Source organism: Streptomyces sp. NPDC088254 (genome assembly GCF_044740925.1).
GTDB lineage: Bacteria > Actinomycetota > Actinomycetes > Streptomycetales > Streptomycetaceae > Streptomyces.
Window position 1 is genome coordinate 27,936 of the sequence record NZ_JBIURQ010000003.1, and the last position, 14,850, is coordinate 42,785.

The 14,850-nt window shown below is 70.9% G+C and carries 13 protein-coding genes and 1 pseudogene; 5 read left to right on the forward strand and 9 right to left on the reverse strand.

The genetic code is table 11. The features are described 5' to 3' along the window. Positions 1 to 80 precede the first annotated feature (80 nt). The 3 genes from ACIOC0_RS10645 to ACIOC0_RS10655 all read right to left on the reverse strand — a co-directional run bounded on the left by ACIOC0_RS10645 (position 81) and on the right by ACIOC0_RS10655 (position 3,412). The gene (locus ACIOC0_RS10645; RefSeq protein WP_402154444.1) at positions 81 to 992 is read right to left on the reverse strand and encodes a sugar ABC transporter permease; all 912 of its coding nucleotides are present in this window, start codon (positions 990 to 992) and stop codon (positions 81 to 83) included. 13 nt (positions 993 to 1,005) lie between these two features. After that, positions 1,006 to 2,010 (reverse strand): carbohydrate ABC transporter permease, encoded by a 1,005-nt coding sequence (locus ACIOC0_RS10650; RefSeq protein WP_402154446.1) that lies wholly within the window; start codon positions 2,008 to 2,010, stop codon positions 1,006 to 1,008. A gap of 130 nt (positions 2,011 to 2,140) precedes the next feature. Continuing rightward, positions 2,141 to 3,412, reverse strand: a complete 1,272-nt coding sequence (locus ACIOC0_RS10655) for an extracellular solute-binding protein (protein WP_402154448.1) — start codon at positions 3,410 to 3,412, stop codon at positions 2,141 to 2,143. Between the two features lie 391 nt (positions 3,413 to 3,803). Between ACIOC0_RS10655 and ACIOC0_RS10660 the strand changes: the two genes are divergently transcribed. Together ACIOC0_RS10660 and ACIOC0_RS10665 are read left to right on the forward strand one after the other, a co-directional pair. Next, positions 3,804 to 4,832: a LacI family DNA-binding transcriptional regulator gene (locus ACIOC0_RS10660; RefSeq protein WP_130437095.1), complete on the forward strand. Its 1,029-nt coding sequence runs from the start codon at positions 3,804 to 3,806 to the stop codon at positions 4,830 to 4,832. A 77-nt stretch (positions 4,833 to 4,909) separates the two neighbouring features. Next, entirely contained in the window at positions 4,910 to 5,746 is an 837-nt protein-coding gene (locus ACIOC0_RS10665; protein ID WP_402154450.1) for a phosphatase PAP2 family protein, read from the forward strand. A gap of 194 nt (positions 5,747 to 5,940) precedes the next feature. Here ACIOC0_RS10665 and ACIOC0_RS10670 read toward each other — a convergent pair whose 3' ends face one another. Then, positions 5,941 to 8,943 (reverse strand): bifunctional [glutamine synthetase] adenylyltransferase/[glutamine synthetase]-adenylyl-L-tyrosine phosphorylase, encoded by a 3,003-nt coding sequence (locus ACIOC0_RS10670; protein WP_402154452.1) that lies wholly within the window; start codon positions 8,941 to 8,943, stop codon positions 5,941 to 5,943. Positions 8,944 to 9,392: 449 nt separating this feature from the next. Here ACIOC0_RS10670 and ACIOC0_RS10675 point away from each other — a divergent pair, with 449 nt between their 5' ends. Continuing rightward, positions 9,393 to 9,836 (forward strand): VOC family protein, encoded by a 444-nt coding sequence (locus ACIOC0_RS10675; protein ID WP_402154453.1) that lies wholly within the window; start codon positions 9,393 to 9,395, stop codon positions 9,834 to 9,836. A 31-nt stretch (positions 9,837 to 9,867) separates the two neighbouring features. Here ACIOC0_RS10675 and ACIOC0_RS10680 read toward each other — a convergent pair whose 3' ends face one another. From ACIOC0_RS10680 to ACIOC0_RS10695, 4 genes and pseudogenes are all read right to left on the reverse strand, one after another. Beyond that, complete coding sequence (locus ACIOC0_RS10680; RefSeq protein ID WP_402154455.1) at positions 9,868 to 10,188, reverse strand: hypothetical protein; 321 nt, start codon at positions 10,186 to 10,188, stop codon at positions 9,868 to 9,870. Between the two features lie 111 nt (positions 10,189 to 10,299). Continuing rightward, positions 10,300 to 10,617, reverse strand: a complete 318-nt coding sequence (locus ACIOC0_RS10685) for a hypothetical protein (protein ID WP_402154457.1) — start codon at positions 10,615 to 10,617, stop codon at positions 10,300 to 10,302. Between the two features lie 456 nt (positions 10,618 to 11,073). Continuing rightward, positions 11,074 to 11,646 carry a GNAT family N-acetyltransferase gene (locus tag ACIOC0_RS10690; protein WP_402154459.1) on the reverse strand — a complete coding sequence of 191 codons (573 nt, stop codon included), beginning with the start codon at positions 11,644 to 11,646 and terminating at the stop codon, positions 11,074 to 11,076. Continuing rightward, positions 11,643 to 12,005, reverse strand: a pseudogene (locus ACIOC0_RS10695) (XRE family transcriptional regulator); the annotation flags it as partial. The gene ACIOC0_RS10690 and the pseudogene ACIOC0_RS10695, both read right to left, overlap by 4 nt. Between ACIOC0_RS10695 and ACIOC0_RS10700 the strand changes: the two are divergent. Together ACIOC0_RS10700 and ACIOC0_RS10705 are read left to right on the forward strand one after the other, a co-directional pair. Next, on the forward strand, positions 11,942 to 12,553 hold the full coding sequence (locus ACIOC0_RS10700) for a dTMP kinase (RefSeq protein WP_402154460.1): 612 nt from the start codon (positions 11,942 to 11,944) through the stop codon (positions 12,551 to 12,553). The pseudogene ACIOC0_RS10695 and the gene ACIOC0_RS10700 overlap by 64 nt on opposite strands. Further along, positions 12,550 to 12,993, forward strand: coding sequence for an NUDIX domain-containing protein (locus tag ACIOC0_RS10705; RefSeq protein ID WP_402154462.1), 444 nt, complete (start codon positions 12,550 to 12,552; stop codon positions 12,991 to 12,993). The genes ACIOC0_RS10700 and ACIOC0_RS10705 overlap by 4 nt, the downstream gene beginning before the upstream one ends. A gap of 377 nt (positions 12,994 to 13,370) precedes the next feature. On the opposite strand, the gene glnA is transcribed toward ACIOC0_RS10705, so the two are convergent. After that, entirely contained in the window at positions 13,371 to 14,732 is a 1,362-nt protein-coding gene (glnA, locus tag ACIOC0_RS10710; protein ID WP_130437089.1) for a type I glutamate--ammonia ligase, read from the reverse strand. Between the last annotated feature and the right edge of the window lie 118 nt (positions 14,733 to 14,850).

Sequence of the window (14,850 nt, forward strand, 5' to 3'; positions counted from 1 at the left end):
GGTGCCTGCGGGGTCGGAAGGGCACCGCGGCCGCCGCCCGCGCGGCGGGGCGCGCGGGAGTTGTTCTCACGGCCGGGGCGTCAGCCCTTCGTGCCGCCGGCGGTGAGGCCGGTCACCAGGTTCTTCTGGACAAGGTAGAAGAAGACGGAGACGGGTATCGCGATCAGCACCGCGGTGGCGGCCATCAGGTTGCGCTGGGCGTCGTGCTCGCTGACGAAGCTCTGCAGACCGACGGCGAAGGTGTACTTGGAGTCGGACAGCATGAACGTCGAGGCGAAGGCGACCTCGCCGAAGGCGGTGAGGAAGTTGTAGAAGGCGGCGACGGCGAGGCCGGGCCTGGCCAGCGGCAGGACCAGCCGCAGGAAGGCGCCGAAGGGGCTGAGTCCGTCGACGCGTCCGGCCTCGTCGATCTCGAACGGGATGGTGTCGAAGTAGCCCTTGAGCAGCCAGGCACTGTAGGGCACGACGGTGGTGCAGTTGACGAGGATCAGTCCGAGGTAGGTGTCGATGAGCTGCAGCTCCGACATGATCTGGTACATCGGCACGATCAGGACGGCGACCGGGAACATCTGGGTGACGAGCAGGACCCACATGAACTTCTTGTAGCCCGGGAAGCGCATCCGGGAGACGGCGTAGCCGCTGGTGGCGGCGATGATCACGCCGATGGCGGTGGTGCCGAGGACGACGACGAGCGTGCTGCGCAGCCAGTCGAAGAACGCGGTGTGCTGCAGGACGAACGTGTAGTTGTCGAGCGTCGCCTTGCGCCAGATCCCGCCGGGGTGCAGGTAGTCGTCCTTGTCCGGGCCGAGGGAGAGGAAGATCAGCCAGGCGACCGGGAAGAAGGCGACGAGGCCCGCCGCGACGAGGACGCCGTGGGTGGCGAGCGTGGCGAGGGGGCCGCGTCGGCCGCGGCGGCGGACGGCGCCCGCCGGGGCGGTCCCGGTGGGCCGGTCGGTTGTCGCGACGGAGGTGGGGGCGGTGCTGGTGCTCATGGGGGCTCCTGCCTCAGATCGCGAGCTGCTCGTCGTTGCGGCTCAGCCAGCGGCGGTAGAAGGAGGTGAAGACGATCAGGACGGCCAGCAGCAGGATGCCGTAGGCGGCCGACTGGGCGAAGTCGCGCGGCTGCTGTCCGAAGCCGAGGTAGTACGCCCAGGTGACGAGGATCTGCGCGTCCGGGGCGGTGTCGCCGAACAGCAGGAAGATGATGGCGAACTGGTTGAAGGTCCAGATGACGCCGAGCAGGACGACGGTGGAGCTGACGGACCTCAGGCCGGGCAGGGTGACGTACCGGAACCGCTGCCAGGCGTCGGCCCCGTCCATCTCGGCCGCCTCGTAGAGCGAGGAGTCGATGGACTGGAGGCCGCCGAGCAGCGAGAGCATCATGAACGGCACACCGCACCAGGTGTTGACCATGATCGCGGCGAACCGCTGCCAGAAGGTGTCCTCCAGCCACAGCGGCGAGGGCAGGTGCAGGGCGTCGAGCGCGGTGTTGACGATGCCGCCGTCGGCGAGCATGAAGCGCCAGCCGAAGACGGTGACGAACGTGGGGACGGCCCAGGGCAGCACGAGGATCAAGCGGTAGAGGGTGCGGCCGCGGAACTCGCGGTTGAGCAGCAGCGCGAGGCCGAGTCCGATGAAGTAGTGCAGGGTGACGCAGAGCGCGGTCCAGGCGATGGTCCACAGGAAGTGCGACCAGAAGCGGTCGTAGGCCGTCGGGCCCCACAGGATGTCGGCGTAGTTGTCGAGGCCGATGAACTTGTAGGTGGCCTCGATCTCGTTGACGCCGATGGTGCGGGCCGTGTTGAGGCTGTCGGCGTCGGTGAGGGTGAGGTAGAAGCCGTAGGCGAGGGGGTAGAGCACGAGGACGCCGAGGACGATCGCCACCGGGGCGATCATCGCGTAGGCGTACCAGTGCTTCTGATAGGCCTGCTTCAGGCGCCGGCCCGGCCCGGGCCGCGGGTCTCGCTCACCGCGCCGCTTGCCGGTCGCTCGGTCGATGGCGACTGTCATGGTTCGACACCTTCTGGGGGATCAGGGGGTGGGCCGGGCGGGCTCGGGGCCGCCGGCCCTCCCCCGAGGGAGGTCCGGCGGCCGGGCGTGCCCGTGGTGTGGCCGGCGTCCAGGGCGGCCACGGCGGGGCTCACTTGCCGAAGTCGGGCACCAGCTTGGCGATGGCCGTCTCGGCGTTGCCGAGGCCCTCGTCGAGGGTCTCCTTGCCGCCCGCGATCTTGGGCAGCTCGCTGTCGAGCGGGCCCCACAGGGAGCTGTACTCCGGAAGCGCGGGACGCGGCCGGGCGGCGGACAGGACGGCGCCGTAGCCGGCGATGCCCGGGTCGGCCTTGACCTGGTCGGTGTAGGCGTCGTCGCGGGTGGGCAGCGTGGAGTTCTTCTGCGCGACGGTCGCCTGGGCCTTCGCCGAGGTCATGAAGTTGAGGAACTTCAGCGCGGCCTTCTGGTGGGCGGCGTCGGAGCCGGCGTAGATCGACAGGTTGTGGCCGCCGGTGGGGGCGCCCGCCTTGCCGGTGGAGCCGGCCGGGACGGGGGCGATGCCCAGGTTGGCCTTGTCCTTGAACGCCGAGCCCTTGTAGAAGTTGGTGATCTCCCAGGGGCCCTGGACGATCGCGGCGACCTTGCCGTTGACGAAGGCGTCCTGGATGTGAGCGTAGGCGTCGGCGGTGGTGTCGGCCTTGTGCAGGCCCTTGCCGTCGAAGAGGCCGAGCCAGGTGCCGTACGCCTTCTTCGCGGCCGGCGAGTTGACGGTGATCTTCTTGGCGTCGACGTCGACGGTGTCGGCGCCCTCGCCGTGGAGGAAGGACTGGGCGTAGTAGGCCTGGGTGGAGCCCCAGTAGCCGTCGACGCCGGTCTTGTCCTTGACGGTGGCGGCGGCCGTCTTCAGCTCGTCCCAGGTCTTCGGGGCGGCGGTGAGGCCGGCCTTGGCGAAGAGCTGCTTGTTGTAGACGAGCGCGAGCGTGTCGGTGACGATCGGCACGCCGTAGGTCTTGCCCTCGTACTGGGCCTGCTGGATCAGGTTGGGCTTGAACTTCGCCTGGTCCGCGAGGGCCTCGGTGCCGTCCAGCGGCAGGAAGAAGCCCTTCTTGGCGAAGGCGGGGGTCCAGCCGACCTCCGAGCGCAGCACGTCCGGGGCGCCCTTGGAGCCGGCGGCGGTGTCGAACTTGTTCTGCGCCTGGTCGAAGGGGACGTTGACGTACTTGACCTTGATGTCCTTGTTGGCGGCCTCGAACTCCTTGACCAGGGCCTGGTACGTCGGCGCCTCGTTGGTGGCGTTGGAGGTGTCCCACCATGTGATGGTGACCGGGCCGCCGGCCGAGTCGCCGCTGTCGCTCCCGCCGCAGGCCGTCGCCGCGAGGGCGAGGGACGCCACCAGCGCGCTGGCCGCTATGCCACGCCGCATTGAGTTCTCCTTGAGGGTAAGGCCCGAGTAGCCACAGGGGGCGGTCCCGTCCGCACCCCTGTCGACTTGCCGACTTGCCGACTGCGCCGTTGCGGCGGCCGCCGGGCGACGTGAACGTAACAGCGTTGTAAGCGTCGCGAAAGACCTTGCAGCAAAAAAGCGCAAGACGGCTTGGAAGTTATCCGGGCGTGACCTCTCGGCGACCGTCATGAGACGCTTGTTCACAAGGGTCGAGCGCTATACGGACGCCCCTGCAAGGCTCTGCAAGCCCTTGCCGTCACTTTCAAGAGGGAGCGCGATGACACAGCAGTCCGGGCCGGGCCGTTCGACCGGTCGGCCACTGCGGCCGTCCGGTGCGCCGGGTGTCGCCCGGCGGGTACAGTCCAGCCCTGTGACCACACGGCTTGCCGACATCGCAGCGCAGGCGGGGGTGAGCGAAGCGACCGTCAGCCGGGTGCTCAACGGCAAGCCCGGCGTCGCCGCCACCACCCGTGAGTCCGTCCTCGCCGCCCTCGACGTGCTGGGCTACGAGCGCCCCGTCCGGCTGCGGCAGCGCAGCGCGGGCCTCGTCGGCCTCATCACGCCGGAGCTGGAGAACCCGATCTTCCCGGCGTTGGCCCAGGTCATCGGTCAGGCCCTGACCCGCCAGGGCTACACGCCGGTCCTCGCCACCCAGACCCCGGGCGGCTCCACCGAGGACGAGCTGACCGAGATGCTGGTCGACCGCGGCGTCGCCGGCATCATCTACGTCTCAGGGCTGCACGCGGACACCACGGCCGACATGCAGCGCTACGAGCAACTGCGCGCGCAGGGCGTTCCCTTCGTCCTGGTCGACGGGTTCTCGCCGAAGGTGCAGGCCCCCTTCATCTCCCCCGACGACCGCGCGGCGATGATCCTCGCGGTCACCCATCTGGTCTCTCTCGGCCACACCCGCATCGGCCTCGCCCTCGGCCCGAAGCGCTTCGTCCCCGTGCAGCGCAAGATCGAGGGCTTCGTCCGCGCGGTGCAGGAGCAGCTGGGCATCAGCCCCGAGACCATCGAGTCGGAGCTGGTCCAGCACTCCCTGTACACCCTGGAGGGCGGCCAGGCGGCCGCCGCCGCCCTGCTGGAGAGGGACTGCACGGCGGTGGTCTGCGCCAGCGACATGATGGCCCTGGGCGCGATCCGGGCGGCCCGCCAACGGGGCCTCGACGTCCCCAAGGACGTCTCCGTGGTCGGTTTCGACGACTCCCCGCTGATCGCCTTCACCGACCCGCCCCTGACGACCATCCGCAAGCCGGTGCCCGCGATGGGCCAGGCCGCCGTGCGCACGCTCCTGGAGGAGATCGGCGGCACACCCGCCCCGCACAGCGAGTTCGTGTTCATGCCCGAACTGGTCGTCCGGGGCTCCACCGCCTCCGGAGACCGCAATCGCGCGTGAACTCTCCCCTCGGCATGCGGGTGGGACGACACCGATGACGATTCGGAGATAACGCCGATCTGGCAGACTTTGTGTCCATGGGCGAACCGACCGTGACATGTCCGGAAGGCCACGACAAGGCCGTCCCACAGCCTTTCACGGCCGCGAACCCCCTGCGGCGGCTGCGCGCTCCCCGCCGGCCCCGGGTGTGGTTCGAGGTCCTGCTCATCGCACTGAGTTACTGGACGTACTCCCTGATCCGCAACGCGGTCCCGGAACAGCGGACCGAGGCGCTGCGCAACGCCGACTGGATCTGGCGGGCCGAGCACCAGCTCGGCATCGCGGCCGAACAGTCGATCAACCACACCGTCAACTCGGCGACCTGGCTCATCGTCGGGATGAACTACTACTACGCCACCCTGCACTTCGTCGTCACCCTCGGCGTGCTGGTCTGGCTCTACCGCGCCCACCCCGGCCGCTACGCCGCCTGCCGGCTGGGCCTCTTCGCGACCACGGGCGTGGCCCTGGCCGGTTACTACTTCTACCCGCTGGCGCCGCCGCGTCTGATGACCGGCGCCCACTTCGTCGACACGGTGGTGGTCCACCGGACCTGGGGCTCGATGGCCTCCGGCGACCTGAAGAGCATGTCCAACCAGTACGCCGCGATGCCGTCCATGCACATCGGCTGGTCCCTGTGGTGCGGTCTGGCGGTCTTCGCCCTGGCCGCGACGCCCTGGGTCCGCGTCCTGAGCCTGCTCTACCCGACCCTCACCCTGGTGGTGATCGTCGCCACCGCCAACCACTTCTGGCTGGACGCGGTGGGCGGCGCCCTGTGCCTCGCCTTCGGCTGCGCCCTGTCCCGCCTCTGGTACGGCACCCTCCCGCACCGCCTCCCGAGGACGACGGCGCCGGGCGTGCTGCTCCCGGAGACGTAGGGCGTGGTCCGCGCGGGCTCGGCTGCACGGGGCGTGTCTTGCACGGCTCGGCTACAGAGGGCGTGTCCAGCCCGGGGCGCGGCTGCACAGGGCGTGTCCCGACCGGGCTGCACAGAGCATGTCCAGCCCGGGGCGCGGCCACAAGAGCGTGCCCCGACCGGGCTGCACAGGGCGTTCCCTGCCCGGGGCGCGGCTCACCCGCCGTAGAACAGCTCGTCCACCACGGTCCGGGCCCGTCGGGCCGTGCGGCGGTAGTCGTCCAGCATGTCGCCCACCCGCCCCGGCCCGTACCCCAGATACCGCCCGACGGCCCCCAGCTCCCGGACGTCCGACGGGAACGTGTCGCCCGCCCGCCCGCGCACCAGCATCACCGCGTTGCGCACCCGGGTGGCCAGCACCCACGCCTCGTCGAGCGTCGCCGCGTCCTCCTCCGACAGCAGCCCCGCGTCCCGCGCGGCGGCCAGCGCGGCACGCGTCCGTGTGGTCCGCAGCCCCGGCTCCTCGGCCCCGTGCCGCAGCTGCAGCAACTGCACGGTCCACTCCACGTCGGACAGCCCCCCGGGCCCCAGCTTGGTGTGCAGCTTGGGATCGGACCCCCGCGGCAGCCGCTCCGACTCCATCCGCGCCTTCAGCCGCCGGATCTCCCGCACGGCCTCCTCGCCCAGCCCGCCCCGCGGATACCGCAGCGGGTCGACGAGCTCCATGAACCGCCCGGCCAGCTCCTCGTCCCCGGCGACCGGTTCCGCCCGCAGCAGCGCCTGCGACTCCCACACCAGCGACCACCGCCGGTAGTACGCCTCGTACGACTTCAGGGTCCGCACCAGCGGCCCCGACTTCCCCTCGGGCCGCAGATCGGCGTCGACCAGCAGCGGCGGATCCGCGCTCGGGAGCTGCAGCAGCCGCCGCATCTCCGCCACGACGGCCGCGGCGGCCCGCGCGGCCTCCTCCTCCCCGACGCCCTCCCGCGCCTCGTGGACGAAGACGACGTCGGCGTCCGAGCCGTAGCCCAGCTCGTGCCCGCCGAACCGGCCCATGCCGATGATCGCGAACCGGGTGGGCAGGGTGTCCCCCCAGCCCGCGCGCACGACCGCGCGCAGGGTTCCGGCGAGGGTCGCCGCCGTGAGGTCGGACACCGCCCCGCCGACGAGGTCCACCAGGGCGCCCTGGTCGGCCTCGGCGGGCTGGGACTCGGTGCCGTAGGAGCCGACGATGTCCGCGGCGGCCGTACGGAACAGCTCGCGCCGCCGGACGCCGCGCGCGGCGGTGACGGCCTGGACCGCACCGTCCGCGCGGCCGACGGCGGCGAGTATCTCCTGCTCGAGAGCCCTGCGCCCGCGTGGTTCCAGGCCGCCGCGCCCGCCGTCGCCGTCGCCGAGCAGCGCGACGGCTTCCGGGGCGCGCATCAGCAGGTCGGGGGCGAGCCGCCCGGCGGACAGCACCCGGGCGAGGTTCTCGGCGGCGGCGCCCTCGTCGCGCAGGAGGCGCAGGTACCAGGGGGTCTTGCCGAGCGCGTCGGACACCTTGCGGAAGTTCAGCAGTCCGGCGTCGGGGTCGGCGGAGTCGGCGAACCAGCCGAGCAGCACGGGCAGCAGCGTCCGCTGGATGGCGGCCTTGCGTGACACCCCCGAGGCCAGCGCCTCCAGGTGCCGCAGCGCGGCCGCGGGGTCGGCGTATCCCAGCGCGACGAGCCGCTCCCGGGCGGCGACCATGCTCAACCTGGCCTCACCCGGCGCGAGTTGGGCGACGGCGTCGAGTAGCGGCCGGTAGAACAGCTTCTCGTGCAACCGTCGCACCACGGCGGCGTGCCGCTTCCACTCGCGGTTGAGGTCCCCCACGGGGTCGGAACGCAGCCCCAGCGACCGTCCTAGCCGCCGCTGGTCGCTCTCGTCCTCGGGCACGAGATGCGTGCGCCGCAGCCGGTACAGCTGGATCCGGTGCTCCATGGACCGCAGGAAGCGGTAGGCGTCGTCGAGCTGAACGGCGTCCGTCCGCCCCACGTACCCGCCGGCGGCGAGCGCCTGCAGCGCGTTCAGGGTCGTGCCGCTGCGCAGGGAGGCGTCCGCGCGCCCGTGCACCAGCTGGAGCAGCTGGACGGCGAACTCGACGTCCCGCAGGCCGCCCGGCCCGAGTTTCAGCTCGCGCTCGACCTCGGCGGCGGGGATGTTCTCCACGACCCGGCGCCGCATCTTCTGCACGTCGGCGACGAAGTTCTCCCGCTCGGCGGCCTGCCACACCATCGGCCCGACGGCGGCGACGTACTCCTCGCCGAGCCCGAGGTCGCCGGCGACCGGGCGGGCCTTGAGCAGGGCCTGGAACTCCCAGGTCTTGGCCCATCGCTGGTAGTAGGCGAGGTGGCTGCTGAGGGTGCGCACCAGCGGTCCGTTGCGTCCCTCGGGGCGCAGGTTGGCGTCGACGGGCCAGATCGAGCCTTCCACGGTGGTCTCGGAGCAGATCCGCATCATGTGCGAGGCGAGCTTGGTGGCGGCGCGCAGCGCCTTGCCCTCGTCGGCGCCCTCGACGGCCTCGCCGACGAAGATGACGTCCACGTCGGAGACGTAGTTGAGCTCGTGCCCGCCGCACTTGCCCATCGCGATGACGGCGAGCCGGCACAGCGCGGCGTCGTCGGGCGCGGCGGCGCGGGCCAGCGCGAGGGCGGCGCGCAGGGTGGCCGTGGCCAGGTCCGCCAGTTCGGCGGCGGTCTCGGCGACGTCGGTGGTCCCGCACACGTCCCGCGCGGCTATGGACAGCAGGCACCGCCGGTAGGCGACGCGCAGCGAGACGGGGTCGTCCGCCTCGGCGAGCCCGCGTTCGAACTCCTCCACCCCGGGGTGGAGGTCGCGCGGCTCGTAGGTGACGAGGGCCTCCCAGTCCCGCGGGTGCCGGGCGAGGTGGTCGGCGAGCGCGGCGGACGCGCCGAGCACCCCGAGCAGCCGGTCCCGCAGCGGCATGGCGGCGATCACGGTGTCGAGCAGTTCCCGCCGCGCGGTCGCCCCGGGCTGCGCTTCCAGCAGCCGTACGAGTCCGTGCAGCGCGAGGTCGGGGTCGGCGGTCCGGCCGAGGGCCTCCAGCAGGACGGGGTCGTTGCGCACGGCGGCCAGCTCGCCGCCGTCGAGGAGGCGTTCGGCGGCGGAGGGGTCGGTGAAACCGTGCCGCAGCAGCCGAGTGAAAGTACTGCTCCTGCGTCCCGGCCCCGTCATCCCGGCCTCCTGAGTCCGATCAAGGTCGTACCCACCGAGCCTAACCGCAGACCTGGGCCGAAGCGCCGGGACGAGCACCGGAAACCGGCCGGGGGCGGACCCGACGGCGGCGCGAACCGGCGGGGGCGGGGTGGGGCGGCACGGCGACGCGAACCCGCCGCGTGCGGGCCGGCGCGGTGGCGCGAACCGGCGGTGAGGCGGGCCGGCGCGCATGCGAACCCGCCGGGCGCGGGCCGGCGCGCATGCGAACCCGCCGGGCGCGGGCCGGCGCGCATGCGAACCCGCCGCGGACGGACCGGCATGGTCACGCGACCCAGCCGGGCGCGGACCGGCGCAGTGGCGTGAACCGGCGGCAGGCGGGGCGGCGCGGTGGCGCGGCGGCCTGTTTTCGGCTTCGGTGTGGAGAGCCGCAGGCAGCGGCACGCACGCCTCAGGGGAAGGGAACAGCGATGCAGTACACCTTGGAAGTCGTCCCGTTGCCCGTCAGCGACATCGACCGGGCCCGGGACTTCTACCGCGACAAGGCCGGGTTCCACGTCGACATCGACCAGGAGGTCATGCCGGGCATGCGGATCGTCCAGCTGACCCCGCCCGGCTCGGGCTGTTCGATCGCGCTGGGCGACAGCATCTGGGAGATGACGAAGGGACCGCGCCCGGCGCCCGGGTCGTACCAGGGGCTCCAGCTGTGCGTGGCCGACATCGAGGCCGCCCACGCGGAGCTGGTCGCGCGCGGCCTGGACGTCACCGAACCGGTCCGCTACTCCGAGGCGGACGGCGCGACGTTCATGTACTTCACCGACCCCGACGGCAACGGCTGGTCGATCCAGGAGTACCGCCGCCGGGCGAAAGAGCCGCTCCACGAGGTACTGGCCGGCCTTCCCCGGGAGGACTGACCAGCCGCGACCGGCGGTCGCGGAGGGAACCTCAGTCGCGGCGGTCGGAGCTTGCCCCGACCAGCACCGCGCCGAGCAGGACGTGCGCGGCGAGGGCCACGATCGGTATGTGCCCTCCCGGGCGGTCGAGGTCGTCGATGAAGTAGCCGGAGCCCACCGCCCAGAGCACCCCGCCGACGGCCACCGGCACGGCGGTGAATGCGTCCCCCACCACCCGCAGCCCGGCCCGCAGCAGAAGGGGCATCAGGCCACAGGAAGCGGCCGTGGTGAGAAGGAACTCGAAGGCGCCGGAGCCCACCGTGTCCCCGTCCGCGGCCGCCTCGTCGCGGGACCAGGCGTAGCCGGCGGACATGAGGGGGTGGCAGGCCGCGGTGGCGCCGGAGAAGATCAGGGCGCCTTTGACGTGTCGTGCGCAACGGATGGCGGGGTCCTCGCTCTTCGCGGGTAGCGGGCCGATGACGGCTCAGTGAGTGGAAGCCGGGGGCAGGCAACCGGTCTCTGGGTAGTGGCCGTTCACGTCGGTCCACACCCGGTCCTCGGTGACAGCTCCTGTGACGCAGGCGGTCTCGCCGACCCAGACACCGAAAGCGCTGCCTTCGACCGCTTCGGTCCCGGTACCGGGCACGAGGCCTGCGACGGTGACGGAAAAGGGGGCCGCATGTCGTGCGAGGGTGGACTGCACCTCTGCGGGACTGATGCCGCCTCGTCGACGCAGCTCGTCCAGGGCTTTTTCCACGTCGACGGCTGTCCGCCCGGCCCGGCTCTCGTCCTCCGGGCTCATCTCGCGAGGGAGCCGCGCTCGGCTGTTGTCGGCGTGGTTGGGTGGCGTATCAGGCTCGGGCCCGCTCGGGCCCGCCGTACCGGCGTCGGGTGGGCTGGACGACTGGGTGACGTTGAGGTTGGAAAAGAGGTCATCCGCGCTCTTCCCGCAACCGGTCAGGAGGACGAGGGCGACGACGGCGAGCGCAGCGGGCTTCCGGATGGACACGACCCGATGCTTCCTCCCCCGGGGTAGGCGGGCATGAGTACCGGTACTCAGATTCGACGGTGGGCGACGCCACGGCCCGGGCGGGGCTGGCGGAGAGACGCCGCGGGGCCGACGGTCCACGACCCGTCGGCCCCATGCGTCATTCGTTGCAGCGGGGCACCCGCCGCGACCGCGTCAGGGCTCCTGGCCTGCCGCCGACACCAGCCTGAGGAGGATACGGATGTCGTCCAGGGCTGCGTTCCATCGTGCTTATCCGTGAGTATCTCGAGTGTCATGACCCTGCTGGCGGGTGGCGCGGATCATCACCGTGAGCACCGGCGAGGCCGGTGACGGCTGGCTTTGCCCAATCTCCTCGTACCCCCAAGCCCTGTAGAGCGCGTGGACCTTCCCGTCGCCGGCGGTCGCGTTGACCATGAGCGTGACGAAGGGCTCGTCTCGTGTGGCGAGGAGGGCGTCATGGATACGCCGGGCGGTGCCGGTCTTGCGCCAGGTCGGTCGGACGCCGATCTCCTTCAGGGCCATGGCCGGATGCTCGGTGTACTTCTCCGCCGGCGTCGGGCTGGTGCGCTGCCAGTAGCGGTCGCCGTGCTCGATGGTGTTGCAGTAGGCGTAGCCGACCGGGTGCCCGTCCGCGTACGCGAGGATGGCCGCGAAACCCGGCTCGCCGCAGTGCCGGTCCAGGCGCTCGCCGAACGCGGTGACCGCGTAGTTCGGCAGGTGGAGGAGCGGGGCGCGCACTTCGGCGTACACGTCGAGGAGATCGCCGCGGGCGGTGTCGAGAGTGGTGAACGTGCGCAGTTCGATCGAGGGCGCCGTCGTCATGCGGCCATCCTCCAGGTGGCAGCGTGCTCGGTCCAGGTCCGGACGGCGGAAGTGCGGGGCGCGGTGGCGCGCAGCGCGGCGCCGAACTCCTGGAGCATGCGCGTCACCCGGGCGTGTTGGGTGGCGGCGGCGATGGGAACCTTCATCGCAGTGGCCGTGGCAGCGTTTGGGTCACCCTGCGCGAGCTGGGCGTGGGCGAGCCGGGTCGTGGTGATGGCCCGGGACCGGGCCATGTGAGGCCGTAGGGCGGACAGGCAGCGGTGGGCGTGGTACTCGGCGGTCGGGTAGTCGCCGAGTGCCAAGTGCGCCGACAGGGCCAAAGAGTCCAGCTCGGCCTGGTCGTAGAAGGCAAGGATCCACCGCACGGCGCACGGTCGAGCCGACCACCAGCGACCTGGGCCAGTTCCTCCGCAGCCACGCCGACCAGATCCACGGCCTGGCGCTCGCTTGCCTGGTGACTGCCAACCGCTACGAGCACATCGAGAGCGAGATTCAGCCTGCGCTGCGGGCCGGCGAACTGATCATTAGTGACCGCTACCTGCCCTCGACGATGGTCCTGCAACGGCTCGACGGAGTGTCGTTGGATTTCCTGCTCGACGTCAATCGTCACGCGCTGCTGCCGAACCTGGCCGTGATTCTCACCGCGGAACCAGAACTCATCGCCCAACGCATCGCAACGCGCGGCGTCACCCACCGCTTCCATCTCGACCCCTCGGCGCCGGGCCGGGAAGTCGGGCTCTACGCCGATGCCGCATCTCACTTGATGAGCCAGGGGGTGAAGGTGCTGCACCTCGACGTCGGCCACGTCACCCCACTGGAGGTTGCACGGCGAATCGCCGACGCCATCCCGGCTCTGCCGCTAGCGTCGGTCATCCCACCCACCCATCCGACCCCCCAAGGAACATGAGCGGACAACTGGCACAGCCCGTCATCGACACCCACGTCATCCTCCGCGACGGCGACAAGATCCTTTTCTCGCAGCGTGGTGGCCCTTACGGTCACGGCCGATGGCACATGCCCTCGGGCAAGCTCGACCGAGGCGAGCCCCTCCCCGACGGGGCCGCCCGGGAGTTGTACGAGGAAACGGGCATCACCGTCGACCCGACTCACCTTCGCCTGGTGCAGACCGTGCACCACCGGCAGGACGCGAAGGTGGAGCGGATCGGTTTCTTTTTCGAGGCCACCGAATGGGAGGGGCAGCCCGTCAACAAGGAGCCCGAGAAGTGCCTCGCCCTTGAGTGGTTCACCGTGCACGACCTGCCCGACGACATCATCGAATACCCGGAGGCCGGCCTGCGCGGCTACCTCGACGACAGCGGCCCTCTCACGGAACACGGCTGGCAGTAGACCGGCCGTCGCGCCGAGCCGCGAGAGTTTGCTGGCCTGACCTGCGGATTCTTGCCCCGCTGCCAGTCCACGGCACCCGACGTACAGCCGCTCCAACCGGCACACGCCCGCACAAACGCGAAGACCCCGTCTCAGCAAAATCGCTGATGGCGGGGTCTTTGGTTAGGCACCTTAATCCAAGGTGCCCCCGGCAGGATTCGAACCTGCGCCACCGCTCCGTAAGCCGCGCGCCTTGGGCGTCTGCGCAGGTAAGAGGCATATAGGCAGGTGGCATAGCCCGGATGGTCCCCCAGGGCCAATGAAACGCAACGGGGCCGACGGTCCGCGACCGTCGGCCCCACGTGACGCCTCAGTGGCGAACCCGCCCCGACCTGCGCCTACAGCACCGGCAGGTTCTTCCGCAGCTCGAACGCGGTGACCTCCGAGCGGTACTCCTCCCACTCCTGCCGCTTGTTGCGCAGGAAGAAGTCGAAGACGTGTTCGCCGAGGGTCTCGGCGACGAGGTCGCTGCGTTCCATCAGGGTGAGGGCCTCGCCCAGGTTCTGGGGGAGCGGCTCGATGCCCATCGCGCGGCGTTCGGCGTCGGAGAGGGCCCAGACGTCGTCCTCGGCGCCCGGCGGGAGCTCGTAGCCCTCCTCGACGCCCTTGAGGCCGGCGGCGAGGAGCATCGCGTAGGCCAGGTAGGGGTTGGCGCCGGAGTCCAGGGAGCGGACCTCGATCCGCGCCGAGCCGGTCTTGCCGGGCTTGTACATCGGGACGCGGACCAGCGCGGAGCGGTTGTTGTGGCCCCAGCAGATGTAGGAGGGGGCCTCGCCGCCCGCGCCGGCGGTGCGCTCGGCGCCGCCCCAGATGCGCTTGTAGGAGTTGACCCACTGGTTGGTGACCGCGGAGATCTCCGCCGCGTGCTTGAGCAGGCCGGCGATGAAGGAGCGGCCGACCTTGGAGAGCTGGTACTCCGCGCCGGACTCGTAGAACGCGTTGCGGTCGCCCTCGAACAGCGACAGGTGCGTGTGCATGCCGCTGCCGGGGTGCTCGGAGAACGGCTTGGGCATGAACGTGGCCTGGACACCCTGCTCCAGCGCCACCTGCTTCATGACCAGGCGGAACGTCATGATGTTGTCGGCGGTGGAGAGCGCGTCGGCGTAGCGCAGGTCGATCTCCTGCTGGCCGGGGGCACCCTCGTGGTGGGAGAACTCGACGGAGATGCCCATCGACTCCAGCATGGTGATCGCCTGGCGGCGGAAGTCCATGCCGATGTTCTGCGGGGTGTGGTCGAAGTAGCCGGAGTTGTCGGCGGGGGTGGGGCGGCTGCCGTCGAGGGGGCGGTCCTTCAGCAGGAAGAACTCGATCTCGGGGTGGGTGTAGAAGGTGAAGCCCAGGTCGGAGGTGCGGGCGAGGGCGCGCTTGAGGACGTAGCGCGGGTCGGCGAAGGAGGGCGAGCCGTCCGGCATGAGGATGTCGCAGAACATGCGGGCGGTGCCGGGGGCCTCGGCGCGCCAGGGCAGGACCTGGAAGGTGGAGGGGTCCGGCTTGGCGATCATGTCGGACTCGTAGACCCGGGCGAAGCCCTCGATGGCGGAACCGTCGAATCCGATGCCCTCGTCGAACGCCTGCTCCAGCTCGGCCGGGGCCACGGCGACGGACTTGAGGAAGCCCAGCACGTCCGTGAACCACAGGCGTACGAACCGGATGTCGCGCTCCTCCAAGGTCCGGAGCACGAACTCCTGCTGCTTGTCCATCTTCCGCTTCCCCATCCTTGCTGGTCAGGCCGCCTGTCCCCCGTCCCACGGGAGGGCGGTCGGGCACCTGAGCATCCCACCACACACGCGTTTCGTACGCGTTGCGGACCTTGATCGC

Coding starts and splice junctions, on each gene's coding strand:
- ACIOC0_RS10645 (WP_402154444.1), bottom strand. CDS start 992: ATGAGCACCAGCACCGCCCCCACCTCCGTCGCGACAACCGACCGGCCC.
- ACIOC0_RS10650 (WP_402154446.1), bottom strand. CDS start 2,010: ATGACAGTCGCCATCGACCGAGCGACCGGCAAGCGGCGCGGTGAGCGA.
- ACIOC0_RS10655 (WP_402154448.1), bottom strand. CDS start 3,412: ATGCGGCGTGGCATAGCGGCCAGCGCGCTGGTGGCGTCCCTCGCCCTC.
- ACIOC0_RS10665 (WP_402154450.1), top strand. CDS start 4,910: ATGGGCGAACCGACCGTGACATGTCCGGAAGGCCACGACAAGGCCGTC.
- ACIOC0_RS10670 (WP_402154452.1), bottom strand. CDS start 8,943: ATGACGGGGCCGGGACGCAGGAGCAGTACTTTCACTCGGCTGCTGCGG.
- ACIOC0_RS10675 (WP_402154453.1), top strand. CDS start 9,393: ATGCAGTACACCTTGGAAGTCGTCCCGTTGCCCGTCAGCGACATCGAC.
- ACIOC0_RS10680 (WP_402154455.1), bottom strand. CDS start 10,188: ATGTCCGCCGGCTACGCCTGGTCCCGCGACGAGGCGGCCGCGGACGGG.
- ACIOC0_RS10685 (WP_402154457.1), bottom strand. CDS start 10,617: ATGAGCCCGGAGGACGAGAGCCGGGCCGGGCGGACAGCCGTCGACGTG.
- ACIOC0_RS10690 (WP_402154459.1), bottom strand. CDS start 11,646: ATGACGACGGCGCCCTCGATCGAACTGCGCACGTTCACCACTCTCGAC.
- ACIOC0_RS10705 (WP_402154462.1), top strand. CDS start 12,550: ATGAGCGGACAACTGGCACAGCCCGTCATCGACACCCACGTCATCCTC.
- glnA (WP_130437089.1), bottom strand. CDS start 14,732: ATGGACAAGCAGCAGGAGTTCGTGCTCCGGACCTTGGAGGAGCGCGAC.